This is a genomic window from Actinomadura sp. 3N508 (genome assembly GCF_044326375.1).
In the GTDB taxonomy this organism is placed as follows: Bacteria; Actinomycetota; Actinomycetes; order Streptosporangiales; family Streptosporangiaceae; genus Spirillospora.
This window is the reverse complement of the sequence record NZ_JBIRAX010000008.1, coordinates 72,828-93,238: the sequence shown is the minus strand read 5'-3', so window position 1 is coordinate 93,238 and position 20,411 is coordinate 72,828. Positions and strand designations below refer to the sequence as shown.

At 70.2% G+C, this 20,411-nt stretch carries 22 protein-coding genes and 3 tRNA genes; 8 read left to right on the top strand and 17 right to left on the bottom strand.

Annotation, left to right across the window (positions count from 1 at the left end; genetic code table 11):
* Window positions 1–40 precede the first annotated feature (40 nt).
* Together ACH34S_RS26865 and ACH34S_RS26860 are read left to right on the top strand one after the other, a co-directional pair.
* Entirely contained in the window at window positions 41–424 is a 384-nt protein-coding gene (locus tag ACH34S_RS26865) for an ArsR/SmtB family transcription factor (protein WP_395955583.1), read from the top strand.
* A complete protein-coding gene (locus ACH34S_RS26860; RefSeq protein WP_395955582.1) occupies window positions 421–867 on the top strand; it encodes an SRPBCC family protein in 447 nt (148 codons plus the stop codon). The genes ACH34S_RS26865 and ACH34S_RS26860 overlap by 4 nt, the downstream gene beginning before the upstream one ends.
* 27 nt (window positions 868–894) lie before the next feature.
* On the opposite strand, the gene ACH34S_RS26855 is transcribed toward ACH34S_RS26860, so the two are convergent.
* From ACH34S_RS26855 to ACH34S_RS26815, 9 genes are all read right to left on the bottom strand, one after another.
* Window positions 895–2,277 (bottom strand): NADH-quinone oxidoreductase subunit N, encoded by a 1,383-nt coding sequence (locus ACH34S_RS26855; RefSeq protein WP_395955581.1) that lies wholly within the window; start codon window positions 2,275–2,277, stop codon window positions 895–897.
* A complete protein-coding gene (locus ACH34S_RS26850) occupies window positions 2,277–3,770 on the bottom strand; it encodes a NuoM family protein (protein WP_395955580.1) in 1,494 nt (497 codons plus the stop codon). Before ACH34S_RS26850 ends, ACH34S_RS26855 begins: the two co-directional genes overlap by 1 nt.
* Before the next feature lie 4 nt (window positions 3,771–3,774).
* Entirely contained in the window at window positions 3,775–5,325 is a 1,551-nt protein-coding gene (locus tag ACH34S_RS26845; RefSeq protein WP_395955579.1) for a proton-conducting transporter membrane subunit, read from the bottom strand.
* Window positions 5,322–5,627, bottom strand: coding sequence for an NADH-quinone oxidoreductase subunit NuoK (gene nuoK / locus ACH34S_RS26840; protein WP_395955578.1), 306 nt, complete (start codon window positions 5,625–5,627; stop codon window positions 5,322–5,324). The genes ACH34S_RS26845 and nuoK overlap by 4 nt, the downstream gene beginning before the upstream one ends.
* Window positions 5,617–6,132 (bottom strand): NADH-quinone oxidoreductase subunit J, encoded by a 516-nt coding sequence (locus tag ACH34S_RS26835; protein ID WP_395955577.1) that lies wholly within the window; start codon window positions 6,130–6,132, stop codon window positions 5,617–5,619. Before ACH34S_RS26835 ends, nuoK begins: the two co-directional genes overlap by 11 nt.
* A 12-nt stretch (window positions 6,133–6,144) precedes the next feature.
* Window positions 6,145–7,008 (bottom strand): complex I subunit 1 family protein, encoded by an 864-nt coding sequence (locus tag ACH34S_RS26830; protein WP_395955576.1) that lies wholly within the window; start codon window positions 7,006–7,008, stop codon window positions 6,145–6,147.
* Window positions 7,001–7,876, bottom strand: coding sequence for a hypothetical protein (locus tag ACH34S_RS26825; RefSeq protein WP_395955575.1), 876 nt, complete (start codon window positions 7,874–7,876; stop codon window positions 7,001–7,003). The genes ACH34S_RS26830 and ACH34S_RS26825 overlap by 8 nt, the downstream gene beginning before the upstream one ends.
* Window positions 7,867–8,214 (bottom strand): NADH-quinone oxidoreductase subunit A, encoded by a 348-nt coding sequence (locus ACH34S_RS26820; RefSeq protein WP_395955574.1) that lies wholly within the window; start codon window positions 8,212–8,214, stop codon window positions 7,867–7,869. The genes ACH34S_RS26825 and ACH34S_RS26820 overlap by 10 nt, the downstream gene beginning before the upstream one ends.
* A gap of 77 nt (window positions 8,215–8,291) precedes the next feature.
* Entirely contained in the window at window positions 8,292–8,780 is a 489-nt protein-coding gene (locus tag ACH34S_RS26815; protein ID WP_395955573.1) for a hypothetical protein, read from the bottom strand.
* Between the two features lie 190 nt (window positions 8,781–8,970).
* On the opposite strand from ACH34S_RS26815, the gene ACH34S_RS26810 reads away from it, so the two are divergent.
* The 3 genes from ACH34S_RS26810 (at window position 8,971) to ACH34S_RS26800 (ending at window position 12,649) form a co-directional block, all read left to right on the top strand.
* Window positions 8,971–9,534, top strand: coding sequence for a helix-turn-helix domain-containing protein (locus ACH34S_RS26810; protein WP_395955572.1), 564 nt, complete (start codon window positions 8,971–8,973; stop codon window positions 9,532–9,534).
* Window positions 9,535–9,648: 114 nt separating this feature from the next.
* Window positions 9,649–11,745, top strand: coding sequence for an MMPL family transporter (locus tag ACH34S_RS26805; protein WP_395955571.1), 2,097 nt, complete (start codon window positions 9,649–9,651; stop codon window positions 11,743–11,745).
* 37 nt (window positions 11,746–11,782) lie between these two features.
* Window positions 11,783–12,649, top strand: coding sequence for a macro domain-containing protein (locus ACH34S_RS26800; protein WP_395955570.1), 867 nt, complete (start codon window positions 11,783–11,785; stop codon window positions 12,647–12,649).
* A gap of 94 nt (window positions 12,650–12,743) precedes the next feature.
* Here the strand turns inward: ACH34S_RS26800 and ACH34S_RS26795 are convergent, their stop codons facing one another.
* The 3 genes from ACH34S_RS26795 to ACH34S_RS26785 form a co-directional block, all read right to left on the bottom strand.
* The gene (locus ACH34S_RS26795) at window positions 12,744–13,142 is read right to left on the bottom strand and encodes a VOC family protein (protein WP_395955569.1); all 399 of its coding nucleotides are present in this window, start codon (window positions 13,140–13,142) and stop codon (window positions 12,744–12,746) included.
* Window positions 13,143–13,217: 75 nt separating this feature from the next.
* Window positions 13,218–15,776, bottom strand: a complete 2,559-nt coding sequence (locus ACH34S_RS26790) for a hypothetical protein (RefSeq protein ID WP_395955568.1) — start codon at window positions 15,774–15,776, stop codon at window positions 13,218–13,220.
* Window positions 15,773–16,525 (bottom strand): ABC transporter ATP-binding protein, encoded by a 753-nt coding sequence (locus ACH34S_RS26785; RefSeq protein WP_395955567.1) that lies wholly within the window; start codon window positions 16,523–16,525, stop codon window positions 15,773–15,775. Before ACH34S_RS26785 ends, ACH34S_RS26790 begins: the two co-directional genes overlap by 4 nt.
* 154 nt (window positions 16,526–16,679) lie before the next feature.
* Here ACH34S_RS26785 and ACH34S_RS26780 point away from each other — a divergent pair, with 154 nt between their 5' ends.
* A complete protein-coding gene (locus tag ACH34S_RS26780) occupies window positions 16,680–17,078 on the top strand; it encodes a VOC family protein (RefSeq protein WP_395955566.1) in 399 nt (132 codons plus the stop codon).
* Window positions 17,079–17,225: 147 nt separating this feature from the next.
* Window positions 17,226–17,969 carry a hypothetical protein gene (locus ACH34S_RS26775; protein WP_395955565.1) on the top strand — a complete coding sequence of 248 codons (744 nt, stop codon included), beginning with the start codon at window positions 17,226–17,228 and terminating at the stop codon, window positions 17,967–17,969.
* 53 nt (window positions 17,970–18,022) lie between these two features.
* On the opposite strand, the gene ACH34S_RS26770 is transcribed toward ACH34S_RS26775, so the two are convergent.
* From ACH34S_RS26770 to ACH34S_RS26755, 4 genes are all read right to left on the bottom strand, one after another.
* A tRNA-Glu gene (locus ACH34S_RS26770) sits at window positions 18,023–18,095 on the bottom strand.
* Window positions 18,096–18,337: 242 nt separating this feature from the next.
* A tRNA-Glu gene (locus ACH34S_RS26765) sits at window positions 18,338–18,410 on the bottom strand.
* Window positions 18,411–18,435: 25 nt separating this feature from the next.
* Window positions 18,436–18,507 (bottom strand) — tRNA-Gln (locus ACH34S_RS26760).
* 141 nt (window positions 18,508–18,648) lie between these two features.
* Window positions 18,649–19,098, bottom strand: coding sequence for a VOC family protein (locus tag ACH34S_RS26755; protein WP_395955564.1), 450 nt, complete (start codon window positions 19,096–19,098; stop codon window positions 18,649–18,651).
* A 64-nt stretch (window positions 19,099–19,162) separates the two neighbouring features.
* On the opposite strand from ACH34S_RS26755, the gene ACH34S_RS26750 reads away from it, so the two are divergent.
* A complete protein-coding gene (locus ACH34S_RS26750) occupies window positions 19,163–19,762 on the top strand; it encodes a PadR family transcriptional regulator (protein ID WP_395955563.1) in 600 nt (199 codons plus the stop codon).
* On the opposite strand, the gene ACH34S_RS26745 is transcribed toward ACH34S_RS26750, so the two are convergent.
* Window positions 19,752–20,411, bottom strand: coding sequence for a DUF2461 domain-containing protein (locus ACH34S_RS26745; protein ID WP_395955562.1), 660 nt, complete (start codon window positions 20,409–20,411; stop codon window positions 19,752–19,754). The genes ACH34S_RS26750 and ACH34S_RS26745 overlap by 11 nt on opposite strands.

The window sequence follows — 20,411 nt, the reverse complement described above, 5'->3', positions numbered from 1 at the left end:
CTCCTTGACCATCCCTCCGGCGACGCCTATAGTTAAGGATGTGCTTAACAATGAGGAGGCTCCGGACCGGGTGTTCCACGCGGTCGCCGACCCGACGCGGCGGGCCATCGTGGAGCGGCTGACCCGCGGACCGGCGTCGGTCAGCGAGCTGGCCCGCCCGCTGCCCATGTCGCTCCCGGCGGTAGTGCAGCATCTGCGGGTTCTGGAGGACGCGGGCCTGGTCCGGTCGGAGAAGGCCGGACGGGTCCGCACCTGCCGCCTCGAACCCGCGGGCCTCCGGACGGCCGAGGAATGGCTGCGCCGCCAGCGCACCGCCTGGGAGGGCCTGCTCGACCGCCTCGGCGACCTCCTCGCAGAGACCAGCGAGACCACCGAAGACCCGGAACAGAATCCGGAGCAGAACAACGAAGGAGCGCCATCATGACCGAGCACCCCGTCCTGCACTCGACGTTCACCCTGGAGCGCACCTACCCGGCGACGCCCGGACGGGTGTTCGCCGCCTGGGCCGACCCCGCCTCGAAGGGCCGCTGGTTCGCCTCCCCTGGCGACGAGCACGCCCTCGACTTCCGTCCCGGGGGCCTGGAGTCCCTCCTGCACCACGGCAAGGACGGCGAGCCGACGCTACGGGTGGAGTCGCTGTACCACGACATCGTGCCGGACGCCCGGATCGTCTACTCGACCTCCCTGTTCGCCGACGACCGGCCGGCCACCGTGTCGATCACGACCGTCCGGTTCGAGGCGGCCGCGGACGGGACGCGACTCGTCCTCACCGAACAGGGCACGTTCCTCGACGGCATGGAGGAGCCGAGCTGGCGCGAGCAGGGCACCGGCGACTGGCTCGACAAGCTGACGGCCGAACTCGGCTGAGGAGGGAGGAACCGCGCCTCACCGGCCTCAGGACGCGGCGAGCGCGATCCCGGCCCCGGCGCCCAGCAACACGGAGAAGGCCGCCGCCGCGACCGCCACGGCCGAGGCGCCGCGGGCCGGGCGGGACGGCGAGCCGTCTGGGCGCCCGAACATCGGGACGATCCACCGCAGGTAGTAGAAGACGCTCGCGACCGAGTTGATGGCGGCGACGACGGCGAGCCAGGCGTGATCGCCGTCGAGCGCGGCGCCGAACATCAGGACCTTCCCGGCGAACACGGCGGTCGGCGGCGTCCCGATGAAGCCGAGCAGGCACACGATCAGCGAGAATCCGAGCAGCGGTGAGCCGCGCAGGAGTCCGGTGTATCCGGCGATGTCGTCGCGCCGGACGGCGAGGACGACCGCGAAGGCGCCCACGTTCGTCACCGCGTACGCGGCGACGTAGTAGAGCAGCGCCGGTTGCGCCAGGTCGGTCCGTCCGGCCATGGCGACCGGGACCAGCAGGTATCCCGCCTGGCTGACGGTCGAGTACGCGAGCAGCCGCCGGACGTTGTCCTGCCCGAACGCGGCGAGGTTGCCGAGCGTCATCGTGACGGCGGCGATCACGGCGACGAGCACGGCCCAGCCGTCCGGCAGCGTCTCGGCGCCGAACCGGTACAGCGCGGCGAACGCGCCGATCTTCGGGACGGTGGTGACGAACGCGGCGACGGCGGGCGGCGCGCCCTCGGTCACGTCCGGGACCCAGAAATGCCCAGGGACGGCGCCCGCCTTGAACAGCAGCCCGGCCAGCAGCGCGACGACGCCGAGCGCGACCACGCCCGACGGGGCGTCCGGGAACCCGTCGCGCAGCATCGGGTAGTCCGTGCCGCGCCCGACCCCGTAGAGCAGCGTGACGCCGCCGAGCATCAGGACGCCGAGCAGCGCGCCCATCAGGTAGTACTTCAGCGCGGCCTCGGTGCCCGGCGCGTCCTTGCCGAACCCGGCGAGCGCGTACGCGGGGAGGCTCGCCAGCAGGTACGCGGCGACCAGCACCAGCAGGTCGGACGTCGCGCCGAGCACGATCGTCCCGAGCGCGGACAGCAGGATCAGGACGTAGTGCTCGCTCTCGCGCGGATGGTCACGCACCGGCCCGGCGGCGAGCACGACGACGAGCAGCGTCGAGCCGAGCACGGCGATCCGGGTGACGTGCGTGACGGGGTCGATCATGAACGCGTCGAAGGCCATCAGGTCGGGACGGGTCGCGGCGACGCCCGCGACGGCGAGCCCGGCGACGAGCCCCGCCGCGCAGATCACCGCGACGCGCCACTGCTTCGTCCGCGGCAGGAACAGCCCGTTGACCAGGCCGAGGACGGCGGCGAGCAGCACGCACAGCTCGGGCGCGAGGTCGGCCGGGTTCTCGTTCATCATCGTCATCAGCGGCCCACGAGCGCGACGACCGCCGCCGACAGCGGCTCGATCGTGTCGAGCAGGACGCGCGGCGCGACGCCGATCAGCACCGACAGCGCCAGCAGCGGGACGAGCGCGGCCAGCTCGGGGCGGCGCACGTCCGTGACGAGCGGCGTCAGCTCGCCGGGCGGGCCGAGCACCGCCGTGTGCAGGACGCGCAGGAACAGCGCCGCCGTGATGACGATCCCGGCGATGGCGAGCGCGCCGGTCACCGCCGTCGCCGTGGCGCCGGCGCCGATCGTCCCGGCGAAGATCTGGAACTCGGCGATGAACCCGGACAGTCCGGGCAGCCCCAGCGAGGCGAACGCGGCGACGGCGAACAGGCCCGCGTAGACGGGCGCGCCGCGCGCGATGCCGCCGAACCGTCCGATGTCGTAGCTGCCCGCCCGGTCGTGCAGCACCCCGCACAGCAGGAACAGCGCGCCGGTCACGAGACCGTGGCTGACCATCTGCGTCACCGCGCCGGTGACCGCGAGGCGCCGCGCGTCCGCACCGCCGTCCCCGGACACGTACCCGGCCGCTCCCACCGCCAGGACGATGTACCCCATGTGGTTGACGGACGTGTACGCGACCAGCCGCTTCACGTTGTCCTGCGCGAGCGCGACCAGCGCCCCGTACAGGACGCTCACCAGCCCGACGATCAGCATGACCAGCGCGTAGCGGCGCCAGGCGTCCGGCAGCATCGGCATCGCGATCCGGACGAGCCCGTACGTGCCCATCTTCAGCATGACCCCGGCGAGGATCGCCGACCCGGCGGCGGGCGCGTCGGTGTGCGCGGGCGGCAGCCAGGTGTGGAACGGCACGACCGGAGTCTTGATCCCGAGCCCGATCCCGACCGCGAGGAGCGTCAGCCCCGCGAGCCCCGGCGAGTCGGCGAACGGCGGCGTGCGGGTCAGTTCCGTCATGTCGAAGGTGTGCGGGTCCGCGCCCAAGTACAGGCCGATGAACCCGAGCAGCAGGACGAGCGAACCCAGGAACGTGTAGAGGAAGAACTTCAGCGCCGACCGGGCCCTGTCCTCGTGGCCCCACAGCAGGATCACGAAGTACATGCCGACGATCGACAGGTCGAAGAACACGAAGAACAGGAGTAGGTCGAGGGCCGCGAACAGCCCGAGGCAGACCGTCTCCAGGAAGAGGAACAGCATCGCGAACGCCCGCACCCTTTGCGTCTGCCGCAGCGAGTACACCGCGCAGGCGGCGAACAGCACGGCGGTGAGCGCGAGGAGCGGCAGCGACAGGCCGTCCACGCCGACGTGGTAGCCCGCCCGGACGGACGGGATCCAGCGCGCGTTCGTCTCGAACGAGACCCCGCCGCCCGTCCCGTGGGCGATCCACATCGCCACGACCAGGGCCAGCTCGACGGCGGTGACGGCGATCCACGTCCAGGTCACGGCGCGTCGCGGGACGGCCGGCAGGACGAGCGCGACGGCCAGTGGCAGGAAGATCACCAGTGAGAGCACGGCTTCACCCGGCCAGGACGGCGATGACGACGAGCACCGCGAACACCACCGCGGCCTGGGCGTAGTACAGGTGCAGCTGCCCGGTCTGCGGACGGCGGGCGAGGGCGGCGAGGCGCCGGGCGCCGCGTCCGGTCAGGGCGACGAGACCGTCCAGGGGCAGCTCGACGCGGCGTCCGGTGAGCCCGGCGGCCCGGCCCCCACCGCGCGCGACGGCCCGGACGGCGCCGTCCACGACCCGGTCATCGAAGCGCGCCAGTGCCCGCGCCACGGCGAACGTAGGCCGGGCGACCACGACCACCGCCGCACGCTCCAGCCACAGCCAGTCGAGGGCCCACGCGGGCTCCGGAACCCGCCGCGCGATCATGACCGCGCCGACCGTGACCGCCGCGAGCGCCCCCGACAGGGCCATCTCCCAGGCGTCGAACTCGACCTTGTCCGAGAGCCCCAGCAGGCCAAGGCTCGCGGCGGCGACGCCCAGCCCCGCCAGCGGAATCCGCTGCGACAACGGCACCCGCACGCGCTCGCGCTCGCCAGATCGAAGGAGCCACAGCACCGCCTTCCCCGCATAGGCGGCCGACAGGACGGACGCGGCGAACCCCACCGCGAGCAACGCCGGTTCGTCCACGCCCTCCAGCACCGCGTCCTTGGTCACCCACAACGACAGCGGCGGCACACCGGCCAGCGCGATCGCGCCGACCCCGAAGACCACGTCGACGAGCCGGTCGCTCCCGCGCCTGGTCAGCCACACCCCCGCGCACAGGAACAGCGAACTCTTCACTGCCGCGTGCGCGACCAGATGCGCCGCGCCGCCGTCCGTCGCCCCGGCGCCCGCGCCCAGCACCATGAAGCCGATCTGCGCGCACGTGGACGCGGCGAGGAGCTGTTTCAGATCCCGCTGCGCGAGCGCGACCGCGCCCAGCAGCAGCGCGGTCAGCGCACCGGCCCAGCTCACCGCCGTGGCCGCCCATCCGGTGGCCTCCAGCAGCGGACGCAGCCGCAGCAACAGATACGCGCCGGCGACCACCATCGTGGCCGAGTGCAGCAACGCCGACACCGGCGTCGGACCCGCCATGGCCCGCGACAGCCAGAACGAGAACGGAAGCTGCGCCGACTTCCCCAGCGCCGACACCACGACACCGGCCGCGATCAGGTCCCGCCACGGCGCATCGGCCTGCGCCAGCGCGTCGAGCCGCAGCGAATGGGCCCCCGCCACAGCGAACCCCGCTGCCGCGTAGAGGCCCATGTCGGCCGCCCGGGTGGTCAGAAAGGCGACGTCTGCGGACCGCACCCGCTCGACGTCCGCCCACACGTACCCGATGAGCGCGTACGACGTCGCGCCCATGACCTCCCAGCCCATCAGCAACAGCAGCAGGTCGGACGCGGTGACCGTGACCGCCATCGCCGCCGCGAACAGCAGCACCAGGACGTGGAAGCGGGCGCCGTACCCGTCGGCCGCCGCGTACGCGAGCACCGCGACGAGCACCACGGCCAGGGTCACCAGGAGGACGGCGGACAACCCGTCCACCGCGAGCCCGCTCCCCCACCCCGGGATCATCCCTTCAGATCTCCCGCCTCATCGGTCATGTCGACGTCCCGGGCTCGGAAGAGTGCGGTGACCACGGCGAAGCCCATCGCCATCTCCAGCGCCATCACGGTGACGGCCAGCAGGACGAGGACCTGCCCGTCCGCCGACCCCGGCGACACCCAGTACCAGAACCCGGCCGCCGCGACGATCACCCCGTTGATCATCAGTTCGAGGCCCATCATCACCATCACGATCGACTGCTGGGACAGCGCCCCGAACAGCCCGACGCAGAACAGCGCGGCGGCCAGCAGCAGGAACGTCTCAAGCGTCATGGCGACCCTCGTCGTAGCGGCCCCGATGCATGGCGAGCACCACGGTGGCGATCATGGTGGCCAGGATGGCGATGCCGATCACCATCATGACCAGCATCTTCGCCCCCATGATCGACTCCCCGAGCGCGAACGTCGGGTCGGCGGGCGGGCGCCCCTCGCGCTCCGGCCAGGGCACCAGCACGATCCCCGCGGCCAGCGCCGCGAACGCGCCGCCCGCGATGACGGCCGCGCCCCGCGCGTTGTGCATCATCGTCATCGGCATCAGCCCGGCCGGGTTCATCATGTACATGACCATGAAGACGACCATGACCAGCATCTCCATGATCATCATCAGGATCACCAGCGCGCCGAGATAGCGCAGCTCGACCAGCAGCAGCTCGCCCCCGACGCAGAGGAACGACGCGAGCAGCGCGAACGTCGCCCGCGCCATCGAGTCGACGACGAACACCGCCACGCCGAACCCGACCGCGGCCACGGCGAGCACCCAGAATCCGACGTCCTCCACCACCCGCCCCCCTCACACGACGACGATTCCGACGACGAGCATCTGCAGCAGCGTGGCGGGGATCAGGACCGTCCAGGCCAGCGTCATGAAGCGGTCCATGCGCAGCACCGGCAGGCGCCGCCGCGTCCAGACCAGCAGGGCCAGGACGGCGCACGTCTTCACCCCCGACCACGCCCACCCCGGCAGGACGGGCCCGGCCCCGCCCCCGAGGAACAGCGGAACCGCGACGGCCGCCGACACCGTTAGCAGCCCGTACCGTCCCGCCATGAAGACCACCCGGTCCGGGCCGGACAGCTCCAGCGCCGCGCCGCCCGCCAGGTCATCGCCGACGGGATGCCCGAACGGCCCCCAGAACGCCATGGCCAGAGCTGACATCAGGTAGGCGGCGAACGCGACCGGCATCCAGACCGCGTACCAGAGCCCGTCCTGCGCGTCGCCGATGACCCGGAGGTCCAGGGAGTGCGCGGCCAGCGCAGCCGTGATGAGCGCGAACATGTGCGGCAGCTCGTACGCGAGCCCCTGCGCGATGAACCGGTACCCGCCGACCAGCGCGAACGCCGAGTTGACGCCCCATCCGGCGAGCCACACCGACGCCCACGCCACCACCTCCATGGCGTTGAACCAGACGACGCCGATCGACGAGCCCACCGCGACGCGGTCACCGAACGGCACCACCAGCGCGGCGAGCGCCGCCGCCATCGGCAGCGAGATCACCCCGATGCGGGCCAGCAGCAGATCGGCCCGCGCCGGGACGCGCCGCTGCGTCGTCAGCAGCCGCGCGACCTCGTGGAACGGCTCGGTGGGACGTCCCGCGAAGGCCGCGTTCAGCGATGCGGCCGCCACCGCCAGCACACCCAAGGCCAGAACCTCAACCATCGGCGGCCGTCCCGAGATCCGGATCGAGCCCGGCGACGATCAGCCGCGCCTCCGCCAGCCCGGCCCCTTCGAGCAGCGACGGCAGCACCGCCACCGCCTCCCGCCACGACTCGCGCGCCCGGCCGGGCCGCCGCCCTTCGAGCGCCGCACCGATGTCGCGCAGCCGGCCGTCCAGCCGCTCCTGGACGTCGGCCACACCCTGGAGCATCCAGCGCAAGGCCCACGACCGCCCGACCCGCCGCGCGAACGGCCGGAACCGTTTCGCCAGGTCGCCGTCCGGGACGCCCGCCAGCGCGTCGTCCCGCAGCACGGCCGCCCGCTCGCCCGCCGCCTCCCAGCCCGCCACCCGCAGCAGCCGCGCCAAGCCGTCGAGCCGCCACGCCGTGGACCTGTCCTCATCCCAGAACGACCCGCCCGCCGTGTCGACGGCAGCGACCTCCGCCGCCTGGACGACATCCCCCTGCAACGTCAGATCGACTCGCAGCCCCGCAGGCCAGTGCGCCAGCACCGGCCCGAGCGGAACGTGCAGGACGTCGAGGCGCAGCCCGTCCCGGTCGTCCGCGCGGTCGGCCATGTAGACCTCGTACAGCTCCAGCGGGGGCCGCGGCCCGGCGCCGCCGCCCACTTCGACCAGATCCGCCGAGGCCCGGACGCGCGGCTCCGGCATGTCCCGCCAGACGACGTCGATCGCCTCCGCCAGCGCCTCCCCCGGATGCCCGCACACCACGAGCATCCCGGTCTCCGCAGGCGACACCGCGGCCCGCCACCCGCGCCGCCGCAGTTCGGCCTCGGCCCGGAGCCTGTCGGCCGTCCCGTCCGCCGCCGACACGACGAACGGGCGCGGAGTCGCGAGCGCCCTCAGACCCATCGCAGCGCCCCCTCGCGCCACGCGTACAGCACCCCGACCAGGATCAGGCCGAGGAAGAGGAACATCTCCACGACCGCCTTCACGCCCACGGACGCGACGACGAGCGCCCACGGATACATGAAGACCATCTCCATGTCGAAGGCCAGGAAGACCATCGAGACCGTGTACCACCGCACGTGATACCGCGACAGCGCATGCTCGGCCGGACGGGTCCCCGACAGGAACGGCCCGGCCTCCAGGACCCCCCGGGGAGCCGCCGCCCACGAAACGGCGTAGACGGCCGCGATGAGCGCCACGACCAGCCCGACCACCGAAAGGACGACAACGAACGGCGCCACTGCCCCTCCGGGGTACGGGTTACCTCACCACCACCCGAAGCTCTACCTGATCAGAAACCCGCGAAACATCTGGGCTCTCACGCCTGGCCGTGACCGCCATGTCCGCCGTGACCGCCGGGCCCGCCGTTGCGCTCCCGGTCGGCGGCGGCGGCAGCGAGGATCATCTCGTCCACGACCCAGCGGGCCTCCGGCGACAGGTCGACGAGCGCGCGCAGCACCTCGGGCCGGATGATGCCGTTCTCGACGTCGCGGCGCAGCGCCTTGAGGGTGAGGTCCTCCCCGATCGGCTCGGCCTCGCTCGGGAAGCCGAAGAACCCGATCGGCACGCCGAAGAAGGTGGCGAGCGCGGTGAGCGTCTTGAGCTGCGGGTTCTCCTGCCGTCCCGTCCGCAGCTTCCAGACGGTGGTGGACGAGATGTCCTCCCCCGTCGCGCGCGCGATGGCGGCGGCGGTCTCCACGTTGTTGCGCGGCGGCTCCGCCTGCGCGGGCCACAGGTTCCGGATCAGCCACTCGACCTTGTCGGCCAGCGACGCGGCCGGCGACACCCCGTCCGTGCGATCCCGCATCATGCCTCCCGCCCCCGATCCCAATGATTTTAGTTGACCACACAACACACCGATCAGCCAAGGACACAAACGTGCACCCACCCCAAAGTCGCACCGCGCCCTCCCTCTCAGGTCTCGCCCTCTCACCCCACCCGGTGAACTTTGCCAAGAACCGTTGCAAAGGCCCTTTGCAACTTCTACGGTCCGAGGCATGAAGGAACGGCCACCGCCCGAGACGATCACCGATCCAAAGCAGGTGCGGCTGCTCGCGCACCCGCTGCGGCAGCGGATCGCCGAGATCATGCGGCGCGGTCCGGTCTCGTCCACCACCCTCGCCCGCGAGCTCGGCCAGAGCACCGGCTCGACGAGCTACCACCTGCGGCAGTTCGCCAAGCACGGGTTCATCGAGGAGGTGCCGGAACTGGCGCGCGGACGCGAGCGCTGGTGGCGGGAGGTGCCCGCCGACCGGCGGCTCCCCCCGCGCAGCGAGCAGTCCCCGGAGATGCGCCGGGCGGTGGACGAGCTGACCCGCCTGGAGTTCGCGACCGAGCTGGACATGCTCGCCCACTACCAGCGGGAACGCGACCGCCTCGGCGAGCCGTGGTCGGACGCGCTGCTCTTCTCGTTCGCGACCGTCACGCTCCGCCCGGACGAGATCCGTCCCTTCTTCGAGGAGTACATCGCACTGCTCTACCGCTACAAGGGCGCGGGCGACGACCCGCCGCCGGACGCCCGCACCTTCCACGCCCGATTCCTGGCATTCCCGGAGGTCTAGAAGTCCGGGCCGCCGAGTTGCCCCTCGGCGGCCCGGACGGGCGAGGCCCGCATCACCACGCCGAACGGCGTGTTTCTCACGCGACAACGGACCCCACGGAAAGGAGAGCACTCCATGCTGCTCTCACGCAAACACCGACCGCCCGCGCCGCGCGGCCGCCTGCTGAAATGGGCGGTGCTGCTGGCCTGGGTCGCGATCACGGTCCTGGCCGTCCCGGCCGCGAGCAGCCTGCCGGACGTCGTCGAGGGGAAGGCGTCCGCCGAACTCCCGCGCGGCGCCCAGTCCACGAAGGTCGAGGAGCTGACCCCGCGCTTCCCCGGCGGCGAGCTGGCCCCGGGCATCGTCGTCTATGTGCGTTCCTCCGGCGTCACGCCCGCCGACCGGGCGAAGGCCGAGACCGACCGCCGCGCCCTCGCACCCATCGCCGCGCGCCCGATCGCCCCACCGCAACCGTCCGGTGACGGCAAGGCGCTCATGCTGAACGTCCCGCTGCCGGACGACGACACCCTCGACGACAAGGCCGGGAAACTCCGCGACCAGTCCCAGGCCGGCGCACCCGACGGCCTGGACATCCGCCTGACCGGCCCCGCCGGCTCGGCCCTCGACGTCGGCGACGCCTTCGAGAACATCGACAAGCCGATCTTCATCATCACGATCCTCGTCGTCACGGCCGTCCTGCTGCTCACCTACCGCAGCCCGATCCTGTGGCTGCTGCCGATCGTGAACGCGGCGATCGCGCTCCAGGTCGGCAACGCGGTCGTCTACCTGCTCGGCAAGCACGCGGGCCTCTACGTGGCGGACGGCATGTCCACCATCCTCAACGCGCTCGTGTTCGGCATCTCGACCGACTACGCGCTGCTCCTCCTGGCCCGCTACCGCGAAGAGCTGCGCCGCCACCCTGACCGCCACCACGCGATGGCGATGGCACTCCGCCATGCCGCCGCCCCGATCGTCGCGTCCGCCGCGACGGTCTCGCTCGGATTGCTGTGCCTGCTCGCGGCGGACATGGGCTTCAACTACGCGCTCGGCCCGATCGGCGCCATCGGCGTCCTCGCCGGCCTGGTCGTCGTGATGACCCTGCTGCCCGCCCTCCTCGTGATCTTCGGCCGCTGGATCTTCTGGCCCCGCATCCCCCGCCACGGCGACGCCCCGCCCACCCGCGGCGCGTGGGACCGCGTCGGCCACCGCATCGCGGCCCGGCCCCGCCTGGTCTGGATCGGCGGCCTGGCGGTCCTCGGCGCGCTGTCGGCCGCCGCGTTCGGCATCAACACGGGCCTGGACCGCGCGCACTTCCTCACCGAAACGCCCGGGTCCGCGATCGGCGAGCGCCTCCTGGCCGAGCACTACCCCGGCGGCCAGGGCCGCCCGCTCCAGGTGATCACCGACGAACCGGACTCTCGCCAGGTGACCACCGCCCTCCGCGACGCGCCCGGCGTGGCCCGCGTCGAGAGCCCGCAACCGTCCAAGGACGGACAGCTCACCAGGATCGAGGTCGTCCTGGAAGACCCGCCGGACAGCGCGGCCGCCAAGCAGACCGTCCGCGACCTTCGCCAGACGATCCCGGACGCCACGATCGGCGCCAGCACGGCCAGCGAGATCGACCTGGCCGACGCCCAGTCCCATGACCGCCGCGTGGTCATCCCGCTGGTCCTGGCCGTCGTGTTCCTCATCCTGATCGCGCTGCTCCGCGCCCTGATCGCCCCGATCCTGGTGATCGCGACGGTCGTCGCGTCGTACTTCGCCGCTCTCGGCGCGTCCTGGCTGCTGTTCCGATACGCCTTCGACTTCCCGGCCCTGGACATGCAGGTCGCGCTCATGGGCTTCCTGTTCATGGTCGCCCTGGGCGTGGACTACAACCTGTTCCTCGTCGCCCGCGTCCGCGAAGAGGTCGGACGGACCGACCACCGCACCGGAGTCCTGCGCGGGCTGGGCGTCACCGGCGGCGTGATCTCCAGCGCCGGACTCGTCCTGGCCGCGACGTTCGGCGTCCTCGGCGTCATGCCGGTCACGATGATGGTGCAGATCGGCGTCCTGGTATCCCTGGGCGTCCTGCTGGACACCTTCTTCGTCCGCTCGGTCATCGTCCCGGCCCTGGCCCTGGACACCGGCCCCCGCTTCTGGTGGCCCAACCACCCCAAAGCACGCCGAACAAACAACGGAGATCCCACACCCACAGCTAAGGTAAAGACGAATACAACCGGGACCCACTAGCCCGGACCATGCCGCGATCACCGGGAGGCAGGGAACAATGCTGACTCCCGGTGTCGCGCATGAGACGCTCCTCTCCAAAAGAACGCTCCAGCTCTGGGCCGTCACGTTCTTGACCTGCTTCGGAATCGCCTCGGCCACCGCCGGGCTGATCGAGGCGCTGTTCAATGACCCCTTCAAACCGTTCGGCGCCTATTACCTCGGCGCCGCCCTCCTCGGCTGCTGCACGATCGCCACGGTCCGGGTATGGCCGCGCAAGTCCTTCTCCCGCTACTTCCCCATCCCCGGGACGACGATCACGATCGTCGTCGGTGACCTCTTCGACCAGGACGGCCACCTCATCATCGGGATGAACGACACCTTCGACACCGATACCGGCTCGGTGATAGCCCCGCACAGCATCCAGGGCCAAATGCTCGCCCGCGAGTACGGCGGCGACGTCACATGGCTGGACGAAGAAGTGGAAAAAGCTTTACGGGACGTCCCACCAACCCACGTGGAATCACGCACCGACCGCCCACGGGGAAAGCTGGCGAGATACCCGGTCGGAACCGTCGCCGTGATAGGCGAAAGGCACAGAAGGTTCTTCTGCGTCGCCTATTCCACCACGGACAACGGCCACGTCGTCCACTCATCCCTCGACGACCTGTGGCGAAGCCTCTCCGAAATCTGGAAGGCCATCCGCCTCTACGGCGAACGGAGAACCGTCTCCGTCTCCGTCCTAGGGACGGGCCTAGCCCGCATCAGCAACCTGCCACCCGGCGACCTGATCCGCCTGATCCTCATCTCCTACATGGCCGCCAGCCGCGAAGCGGTCATTGCCGACCAGCTCCGCCTGGTCATCCACCCGCCCCTGGCCGCCAACCTGAACCTCCAGGAAATAGAGGACTTCCTCTCAGCTCAGTGAGAATGGCGAACAAGGCGGCGGGCCGCTGCTACCCGCTAGCAGCGGCTCGCCGTGCGAAGCGGGACATTCCGGCCCGCATCCGGTGCGCTCTCGCTCATGCCTTCTTGGACGTCACCATTACCGGGTGTCCGTCGGGGTCGGCGACATAGGCGATGCGTTCACCCCAGGGAGTGTCGGCGGGCGGCACCAGCACCGGATGCCCGAGAGCGGCCAGCTCTTCGACCGAGGAGTCGACGTCGTCGCAGTACACGCACAGCTCGAAGAAACGCCCGGAGATCGGTCGCTGCGGCAGCCCGTGAATGCCCGCGCCGCCGTCCGGCACCACGCCCAGGCCGATGGACGAGCCGTCGCCCAGTTGCAGTGCGACGAATGTCGTCGTCCCGTGCTCCTCGAACCGGTAGGTCTCCTGGAAGCCGAGTGCATCGCGGTAGAACTCAAGCGAGCTCTGCAGATCATCGCAGGCCAGCATGGGGAAAGCCGATCGATAAGCCATGCCCCACGACGTTACCTCCGCCCAGTGACAATCCCCGAGACCCGCACACCTCCGGCCGTTCCCTAATGGCCCGGGCTATGGATCCGTCGAGCGGAGGTCGTTCGCTCGGAGATTCTTGATGGACTGGAGCGCGGCCAGGAGGACGGCAAGATAGATCGCTCCTGTGAGGACAAGGAGCTGGCTCCAGGGAATACTCAAGGCGAATCCGGAAATCCGAACGGTGACCACCAGAACCGGCGTGATGGCGATGAAGGCACCGAGCAGGGTACTGAGAGTGATGATGAAACCATGCTGGTAGAGCAGGACCTGTCGAGCCCACGACGTCGGCAGTCCGATACTGACCAGCTGGCCCAGGTAACGGCGTAGTGCACGCGTTTGAGCGCGGGTGGCGGTGAGGCTTGCCAGGAGCACCAGCACCACCAGGCCCACTGCGGTGGCCACCAGGCCCGCGTGTGGGATGACCGGCGGTGGGGGTGTGTAGACCTTGACGGCTTTGGCGTTCAGGCCCGCATCGGCGACCTTCTTGTAAAGGGCGTCGGCCTGAGGCTGGGTCAACCGTGAGTACATGACCGCTCCGCCGGAGATCGGCAGGCGCAGTTGACGGGCGCGAGAGGTGAGCAGGACTCCGCCGGTGCCGTCCCGCCAGCCGGCGGGCGCGACGTCGGCCGTGGCCACCGGCAGCGGCGGCGTGCGGCCCAGGACCGTGTCGCCGGAGCGGATGTCCAGTGGGATCTGTGCGTTGCGGCCAGGGGACGCCCCGTCGGAGTCCGACCAGATCAGCAGTCCACCGGAACGAAGAGTTCGGTGCTGGGAAGGCGTGAGGGCATGGCCGACGAGGTGTTCGATCTGGTCATCGGAGTCGACCGCGAGGATGCTGAGGTCCGACCCTTGACGGTTGATGGAGCGACCCGCGGCACCGGCCTCCGCCATGGTGATCAAGTACCGGAGTTGGAAGCGCCGAGTCCCCGGGGGTACGGAAGCCTTCACCAGCTCGTCGACCCGCTGCGGTGGCGGTTTCACCGCCTGGTTGGGGTCGGTGACGAGCACCTGGCCGGGGTGCACATCGGAATGGGCCTGCTCGTCGAGGGTTCGCACGATGGTGTTGAGCAGCGTGACGTACCCCAGTGAGGCCCCGGTGAGCACCGTCAGAATGGCGACGGCGGCACTGACACGCTGGGAGTCGGAGGCCAGTTGGCGCAGAGCCAGCCGTTCGCGCGGTCCTCGTTCGGGGAGCGTCCTCAACGAATGTGCGACGACATCGGGGATCATCAGCAGGACGGCGACCGTCAGTACGCCGCTCAGCATCATTGCCTCGGCTGGGGAATCAACCTGGGCGGCGACGAGGATGACCGCCGCCCACGCGACAGCGGTCAGCACATGCCGGGCATCACGTCCGAACCGGCGCCGGCGGCTCTCCGGCACAGGAAGCGAGGGCGAGGATGCCCTGGTGTTAGTGCCCTGCCGTGCGGTGTGCCCGGTACGTCCCAGAGCCACACCAGCACAGACAGCACCGATGATGACCACTGCCGCCAGCCGAAGCCAGGCCGTGGCCAGCCCGGCGATGGGGCCGGACGCCTCGTCGCGAACCTGGCTGATGACCATTCGTGCCAGTGCCCCGATGCCGGTCCCCAAGGCGCCGCCTACGACGACGGCGCCGAGCGCCCAGAGCAGGGTGGCCAGCGTGAGACTGGCGACGCCGATCGCCGGGCTGACTCCCACTGCTCGCAGAACGGTCAGCGTCTGGCGGAAACGCCGATGGCGGATTCCGAAGACCAGGAACATCGCCCCGAGGGGCAGCAGCACCGACGGCACCGTATATCCCGCGGGGGAACGATCGATCCAGCTCTTCTCCGGCTGCGAAGCAAGCTGGTCGCGGGTCATCACCGTGGCCGCGACGGCGTCGGGATCGCCCCCGTCGCCGCGCCGTTCGGCGACCTCGGCGGTGACCGCCGCGATGACGCGGTCGGTGGACCGACCCGACCACATGACGTACGGCTGCGCCCGGAAGTCCGGGAAGTCACCGGCGAGGCTCGGGGGGAAGGCCGCCCATGTCGCCGGGGCGGCCAAGACGTTGCTGGTATGTGCGTAGCGGTCGTCGGCGGTTCCCACGACCCGCAGCCGTGCCTGCCCGCCCATCACCGGCAGGGTCCCGCCCGGCCGGGCATGCAGATCGTCGGGTTCGGTCACCACCACCTCGCCCGGAGCGCTCGGCCAGCGGCCCGACAACAGCCGGTAGCCGCCCCCATAGGGACGGCCGCTCCAATCGGCCTGGACCAGGGCGACATCGCGCACGGGCGTGGTCGCCACCTGGAGGTCTGTCGACAGCATCACCTCGGCATCGGAGATCCCGGCCCGCCGCAGCCGGTCGGTCACCTCATGGAGAAAGGACTCGTCGCCCGGTCGGAGCGTGAGGCTGCCGTACCCGGCCGACGCCCCGTAACGTCCGAGGTCGCGCTCGGCCACCTGCCGGCCCGACAGCGAGAGCGTGCCCAGCGTGACGTACATCGCCATGAGGAACAGCGCGACCAGGAACATGATCGACGTCGACCGCGCCAGCGCACGCGACCGGCTGAACCGGGTGGCGAGCCGGACGGTGAGGCCCAAGCGGTTGCGGTCACCTTTCGCGATCTTCACGCGGTGCGACCGCCGTCCGGGCCCTGCGGGATGAGCCGGCCGTCCACCATCTCGAAACAAACGTCGGCGAAGGCCTGACACCGTGCGTCGTGGGAGCAGATCACGGCGAGGGTTCCTTCGTCGCACAGGGTCCTGATCGTCTTGAACAGCCCCAGCGTGGACTCCGAGTCCAGCGAACCGGTCGGTTCGTCCCCCAGCAGGATCTCGCGGTCGCCCATCAGCGCGCGAGCCATCCCCACCCGCTGCCGCTGGCCTCCTGACATCTGGCCCGGGAGCCGATCCTCCAGCCCGGTCAGCCCGACCCTGGCCAGCCGCCTCATGGCCTCCTCACGTGCCGCGGACGCCGACGCGCCAAGTGCCTCGGCGGGCAGGGCGACGTTCTCCACGGCGGTGAACTCCTCGATCAGCTGATGGTCCTGGAACACCATTCCGACCGTGTGCAGCCGCAGCCGGGCGCGCTCTTTCTCGTCGGCCTTCCGCACATCGACGTTCCCGACCTGGATCTCGCCGGCCTCGGCGAAATCCAGGCCCGCCAGCAGATTCAGCAAGGTGGACTTGCCTGAGCCGCTGGCGCCGAAGACGCACACGAAATCACCTGGGTAGGCGACGAAATCGACGTCTCTGGCAGCCCATACCGTCTCCACGTCCGACCGGTAGGACCTCGTTACGCCGCGTACCTGGATCAACGGAACGTCATCGGGGGAACGAGACAAGGTCAGCAGCCGCCGTTCTGCTTCCAGGAAGTCCATCTCGTCGTTGGCATCCCCGGATAAGCACCAAGCCTTAACTCTCGGAATGAACAGGAGAACTCTATAGACCACACCTGGACAGAGACACCAGTTCCTCCGTTGTTAGATGGCTTGGTGGCGGACGACCGCGGAGGACGTTCTCTAATCTGATGGGATGCGGCTCGACCTGATCGCGATCGTTGTGGACGACTACGACCCAGCCATCGAGTTCTTCACCGGTGCCCTGGGCTTCGAGCTGGTCGAGGACTCGCCGTCGCGCACCGGCGACGGCCGTCCCAAACGGTGGGTGGTCGTCCGTCCGCCGGGCGCCGAGACCGGAATCCTGCTGGCCCGCGCGGACGGCGACCGCCAGTCCGCCGTCGTCGGAGAGCAGGTCGCGGGCCGCGTCGGATTCTTCCTCCGGGTCGATGACTTCGACGAGGCCCACCAGCGCATGAAGGCCGCGGGCGTCGATTTCGTGACCGCGCCCCGCACCGAGCCTTATGGGCAGGTCGCCGTGTTCGTCGACATAGCAGGCAACCGGTGGGACCTCCTGGGGCCACCTCCGCCCTAATCAGCGACCCGACGCGATCGTCGAGCACGGGGCCCGATCGATCGTGGGACGGAAAACAACATCGTCGTGCAATAGGCTTGCCTTTACCTGGATCCGTCCAGTCGCCGCCAATCTTCGGGCGGGCAGGCGAGCCTTGGGGAAGGACCTATGTCGGCTGCGCTGCTCAACGTCCTGATCGGCCTGGTGACCAGTGTCCTGAGCGGCGGAGGCGTATGGCTGCTGAACCGCGCGAGGCAGGCGCGAACGCTGAACCGGAAGGCCGCTTTCTTCGGCCTTGGAGGCGGGGCGCCATGTGTCGTGGTGATGAACGACAAGTACAACAAGCCCGGCACCACGGCCCAGGACGACGTCCACGCGCTCGTCGAGATCGCGATGCTCGCGCGGGAACTGGGCAGCCCCGTCACCATCCGCCAGGCTCGGGAGTTCCGGGAGAGCAACGGCTCCAGCACCGAATTCTGCATCGGCGCCCCGTCCGGCGGGTCCAATCCGCGAACCGGCGGGCATCTGGCCGCGCACCTGCCCGGTGTCACCATCATGCCCGTCAGTCACGACGAAGACTCGATGGCGTACGTGGTCGGCGGTGAGAGATTCCGGCTCGAGCACGGTCAGCGGGCACGGGCGCTGGTGGCCAAGTTCCGGCCGGATCCCGACTCCCGACCGGTCTTCCTCATTTGCGGGCAGACCGCACTCACCAACCGCGCCGCCGTCCACTTCCTGCAACGCCGCCACCGCGAACTGGCCGGGTCGCTGGAGAATCCCGAACAGTTCTGCCTGGTCATCCGGGTGGACGCGATGGAAACGTACGGCTACCAGTCGGCCACTCTGGAACGCGATGTCAGCCGTGCCGCATTCGCCCCGGCGGAGGCCGAGAACGAGGCCGCGCGAAGCTGACCGTCCACAAAACAAAAACCGCAGATCAGATGATCTGCGGCTGCGTCCTGGCGTACCCCCGAGCGGATTCGAACCGCCGTTACCGCCTTGAGAGGGCGGCGTCCTAGGCCACTAGACGACGGGGGCCGGACCGTGCACCCAAGCGATCTCCCGCTCGGACCCCACCCACCCTACCGGACACCGCCCACCACCTCGACCGGGTTTCCCAGGTCCTTGGACGATGCAGAATGCCCGAACCCCAGCCTAAAGAGCAAGAACCGCAACCGGAGAGGGGCGTGGGGGCGGAGCCCCCACATCGGGGGTCTGGGGGTCGCCCCCCAGATAGACACAAGGCCCCGCGAAGGCGGGCAAGGCCCGACGAGTAGGAGTACCCCCGAGCGGATTCGAACCGCCGTTACCGCCTTGAGAGGGCGGCGTCCTAGGCCACTAGACGACGGGGGCGTGTGTCCGCGTAAGGCGGACGCAGCTGGGGTACCAGGACTCGAACCTAGACTAAGTGAACCAGAATCACTCGTGCTGCCGATTACACCATACCCCAGGGAGGTACGGGCGCCCGTGCCGGTGAGGGCTGGGTCGCTCGCGCCTCGATGAGAATACAGGACCTTGGGACTGCGACCAAAACGATTGGCGCGGACGGCTCGCCGGGCCGGGCCCCCGTGCACTCCGGCCCGGCGAGCCGTCATCCGGGTTGGTCCATGGGCCGGTCCGCAGGCGGGTCCCTCGGCGGGTCGGTGGATTCGATGGCGAAGAGTTCGAGCTGGATATCGTCGGGGTCGCGGAAGCACAGGACGGGCCCGAAGGGCGTCTCGGCGACCGGCGAGCAGGTGACGCCGAGTTCGGTCAGGCGGGTGTACCAGTCGTCGAGGGCCGCGCGGTCCGTGACGGCGAAGGCGAGATGGTCGAGGCCTGCGCGGCGGTGGTCGAAGGGGCCGGCGGCGTCCCGGTGCTGGACGAGGCCGAGGACGGTGAGGCCGTCGGAGAGGATGCAGATCGTCTCCAGCCAGCGGTCGTCGTCCTGCACGTAGAAGGGGGTGAAGCCGAGGACGTCCCCGTACCACTGCACGCTCTTGTCACGGTCGGTGACGGAGAGGGATAAGTGGGAGAGGCCGGTGACCGATGGCGGCGGCATGCGCACTCCTTTACTCCGGTTCGGAGTATCGAGAATACTCTGGATCGGAGTATCGTCAAGCCCCATGGCGAGGGAACTGACGACGACGTCCTACGCGATCCTGTCGTTGCTGGCCGTCCGCCCCTGGACGACCTACGAGCTCAAGGAGCAGATGAAACGCTCCCTGCAGACGGTGTGGCCGCGCGCGGCGAGCGTCCTCTACGAGGAGCCGAAGAAGCTGGTCGAGCACGGGCTCGCCCGGTCGCGCACCGAGTACACGGGACGGCGCAAGAGCACGGTCTACGAGATCACCGACGAGGGACGGGCGAGTCTCAGGCAGTGGATGGACGAGCCCGGCGCCGGGCCCGTGATGGAGTTCGAGGCGATGCTCAAGGTCGCCTTCGCCGACCACGGCGATCTGGAGCAGCTGCGCACCACGCTGCGCCGGATCCGGGACGACGCCGAGCGGCGCGTCGCCATCACCGAGGCCAGGATGTCCGAGTACGAGGAGGGCGGCCCCTACCCGGACCGGCTCCCCGTGATCGCGCTGTCGGCAAGGTTCCACCGGGAGCAGAACGCGTTGCTGCTGCGCTGGGCCGAATGGGCCATGGCCGAGGTGGAGCACTGGGACGGCGTGACGCCCCAGACCGGCGCCCGCATCCCGCCGGACGCGTTCAGCGGGTGACCTCGGCCGGGCCTATGTGGCGTTGGCCCCAGTCGATGAGGGGGCGTAGCTTGCGCCACGAGTCCCGGACGCGCGTCACCACCTCCGGCGTCTCCATCCACGGGTCGGCGGGCCAGCCCTCGTGGGCGTAGAGGGAGCGGTGGCGCAGGAGGTCCAGGCGCGGATGGTCCGCCGGCGTGCCGCGCGGCCGGGTCTTGAGCCGGTCCCCCGCGATCTCCAGCCCGGCGGAGCGCAGGTCGTCCACGATGGCCTGGAGTTCCGGGCCGTAGATGTCGGAAGCGGCGGCTTCGCGGTAGCGGCGGAGCTGGTCGGGTGAGGGCGCGTACATGCCGCCCGCGACCATCAGCCCGTCCGCGTCGATCTGGACGTAGAACCCCTCGCTCGTGTGGCCGCCCTGATGCGTCTTGTACGGCGTCTTGTCCTTGCTGAAGCGGATGTCCCGGTATGGGCGGAAGAGCTTGACCGCGCCGAACTCCTCCTCCAGCTCGGCGCACAGCTCCGCCAGGGGCTCGCGCACGTGGCGCTCGTACGTTTCCTTGTGAGCCGTCCAGTACGCCTTGCTGTTGTCGGCCTGCAAACCCTCGTAGAACGCGAACGCCTCATCGGAGAAGCCGGTGAAGCCGGTGGGGTCGCTGGAGCCGGTCGCCAT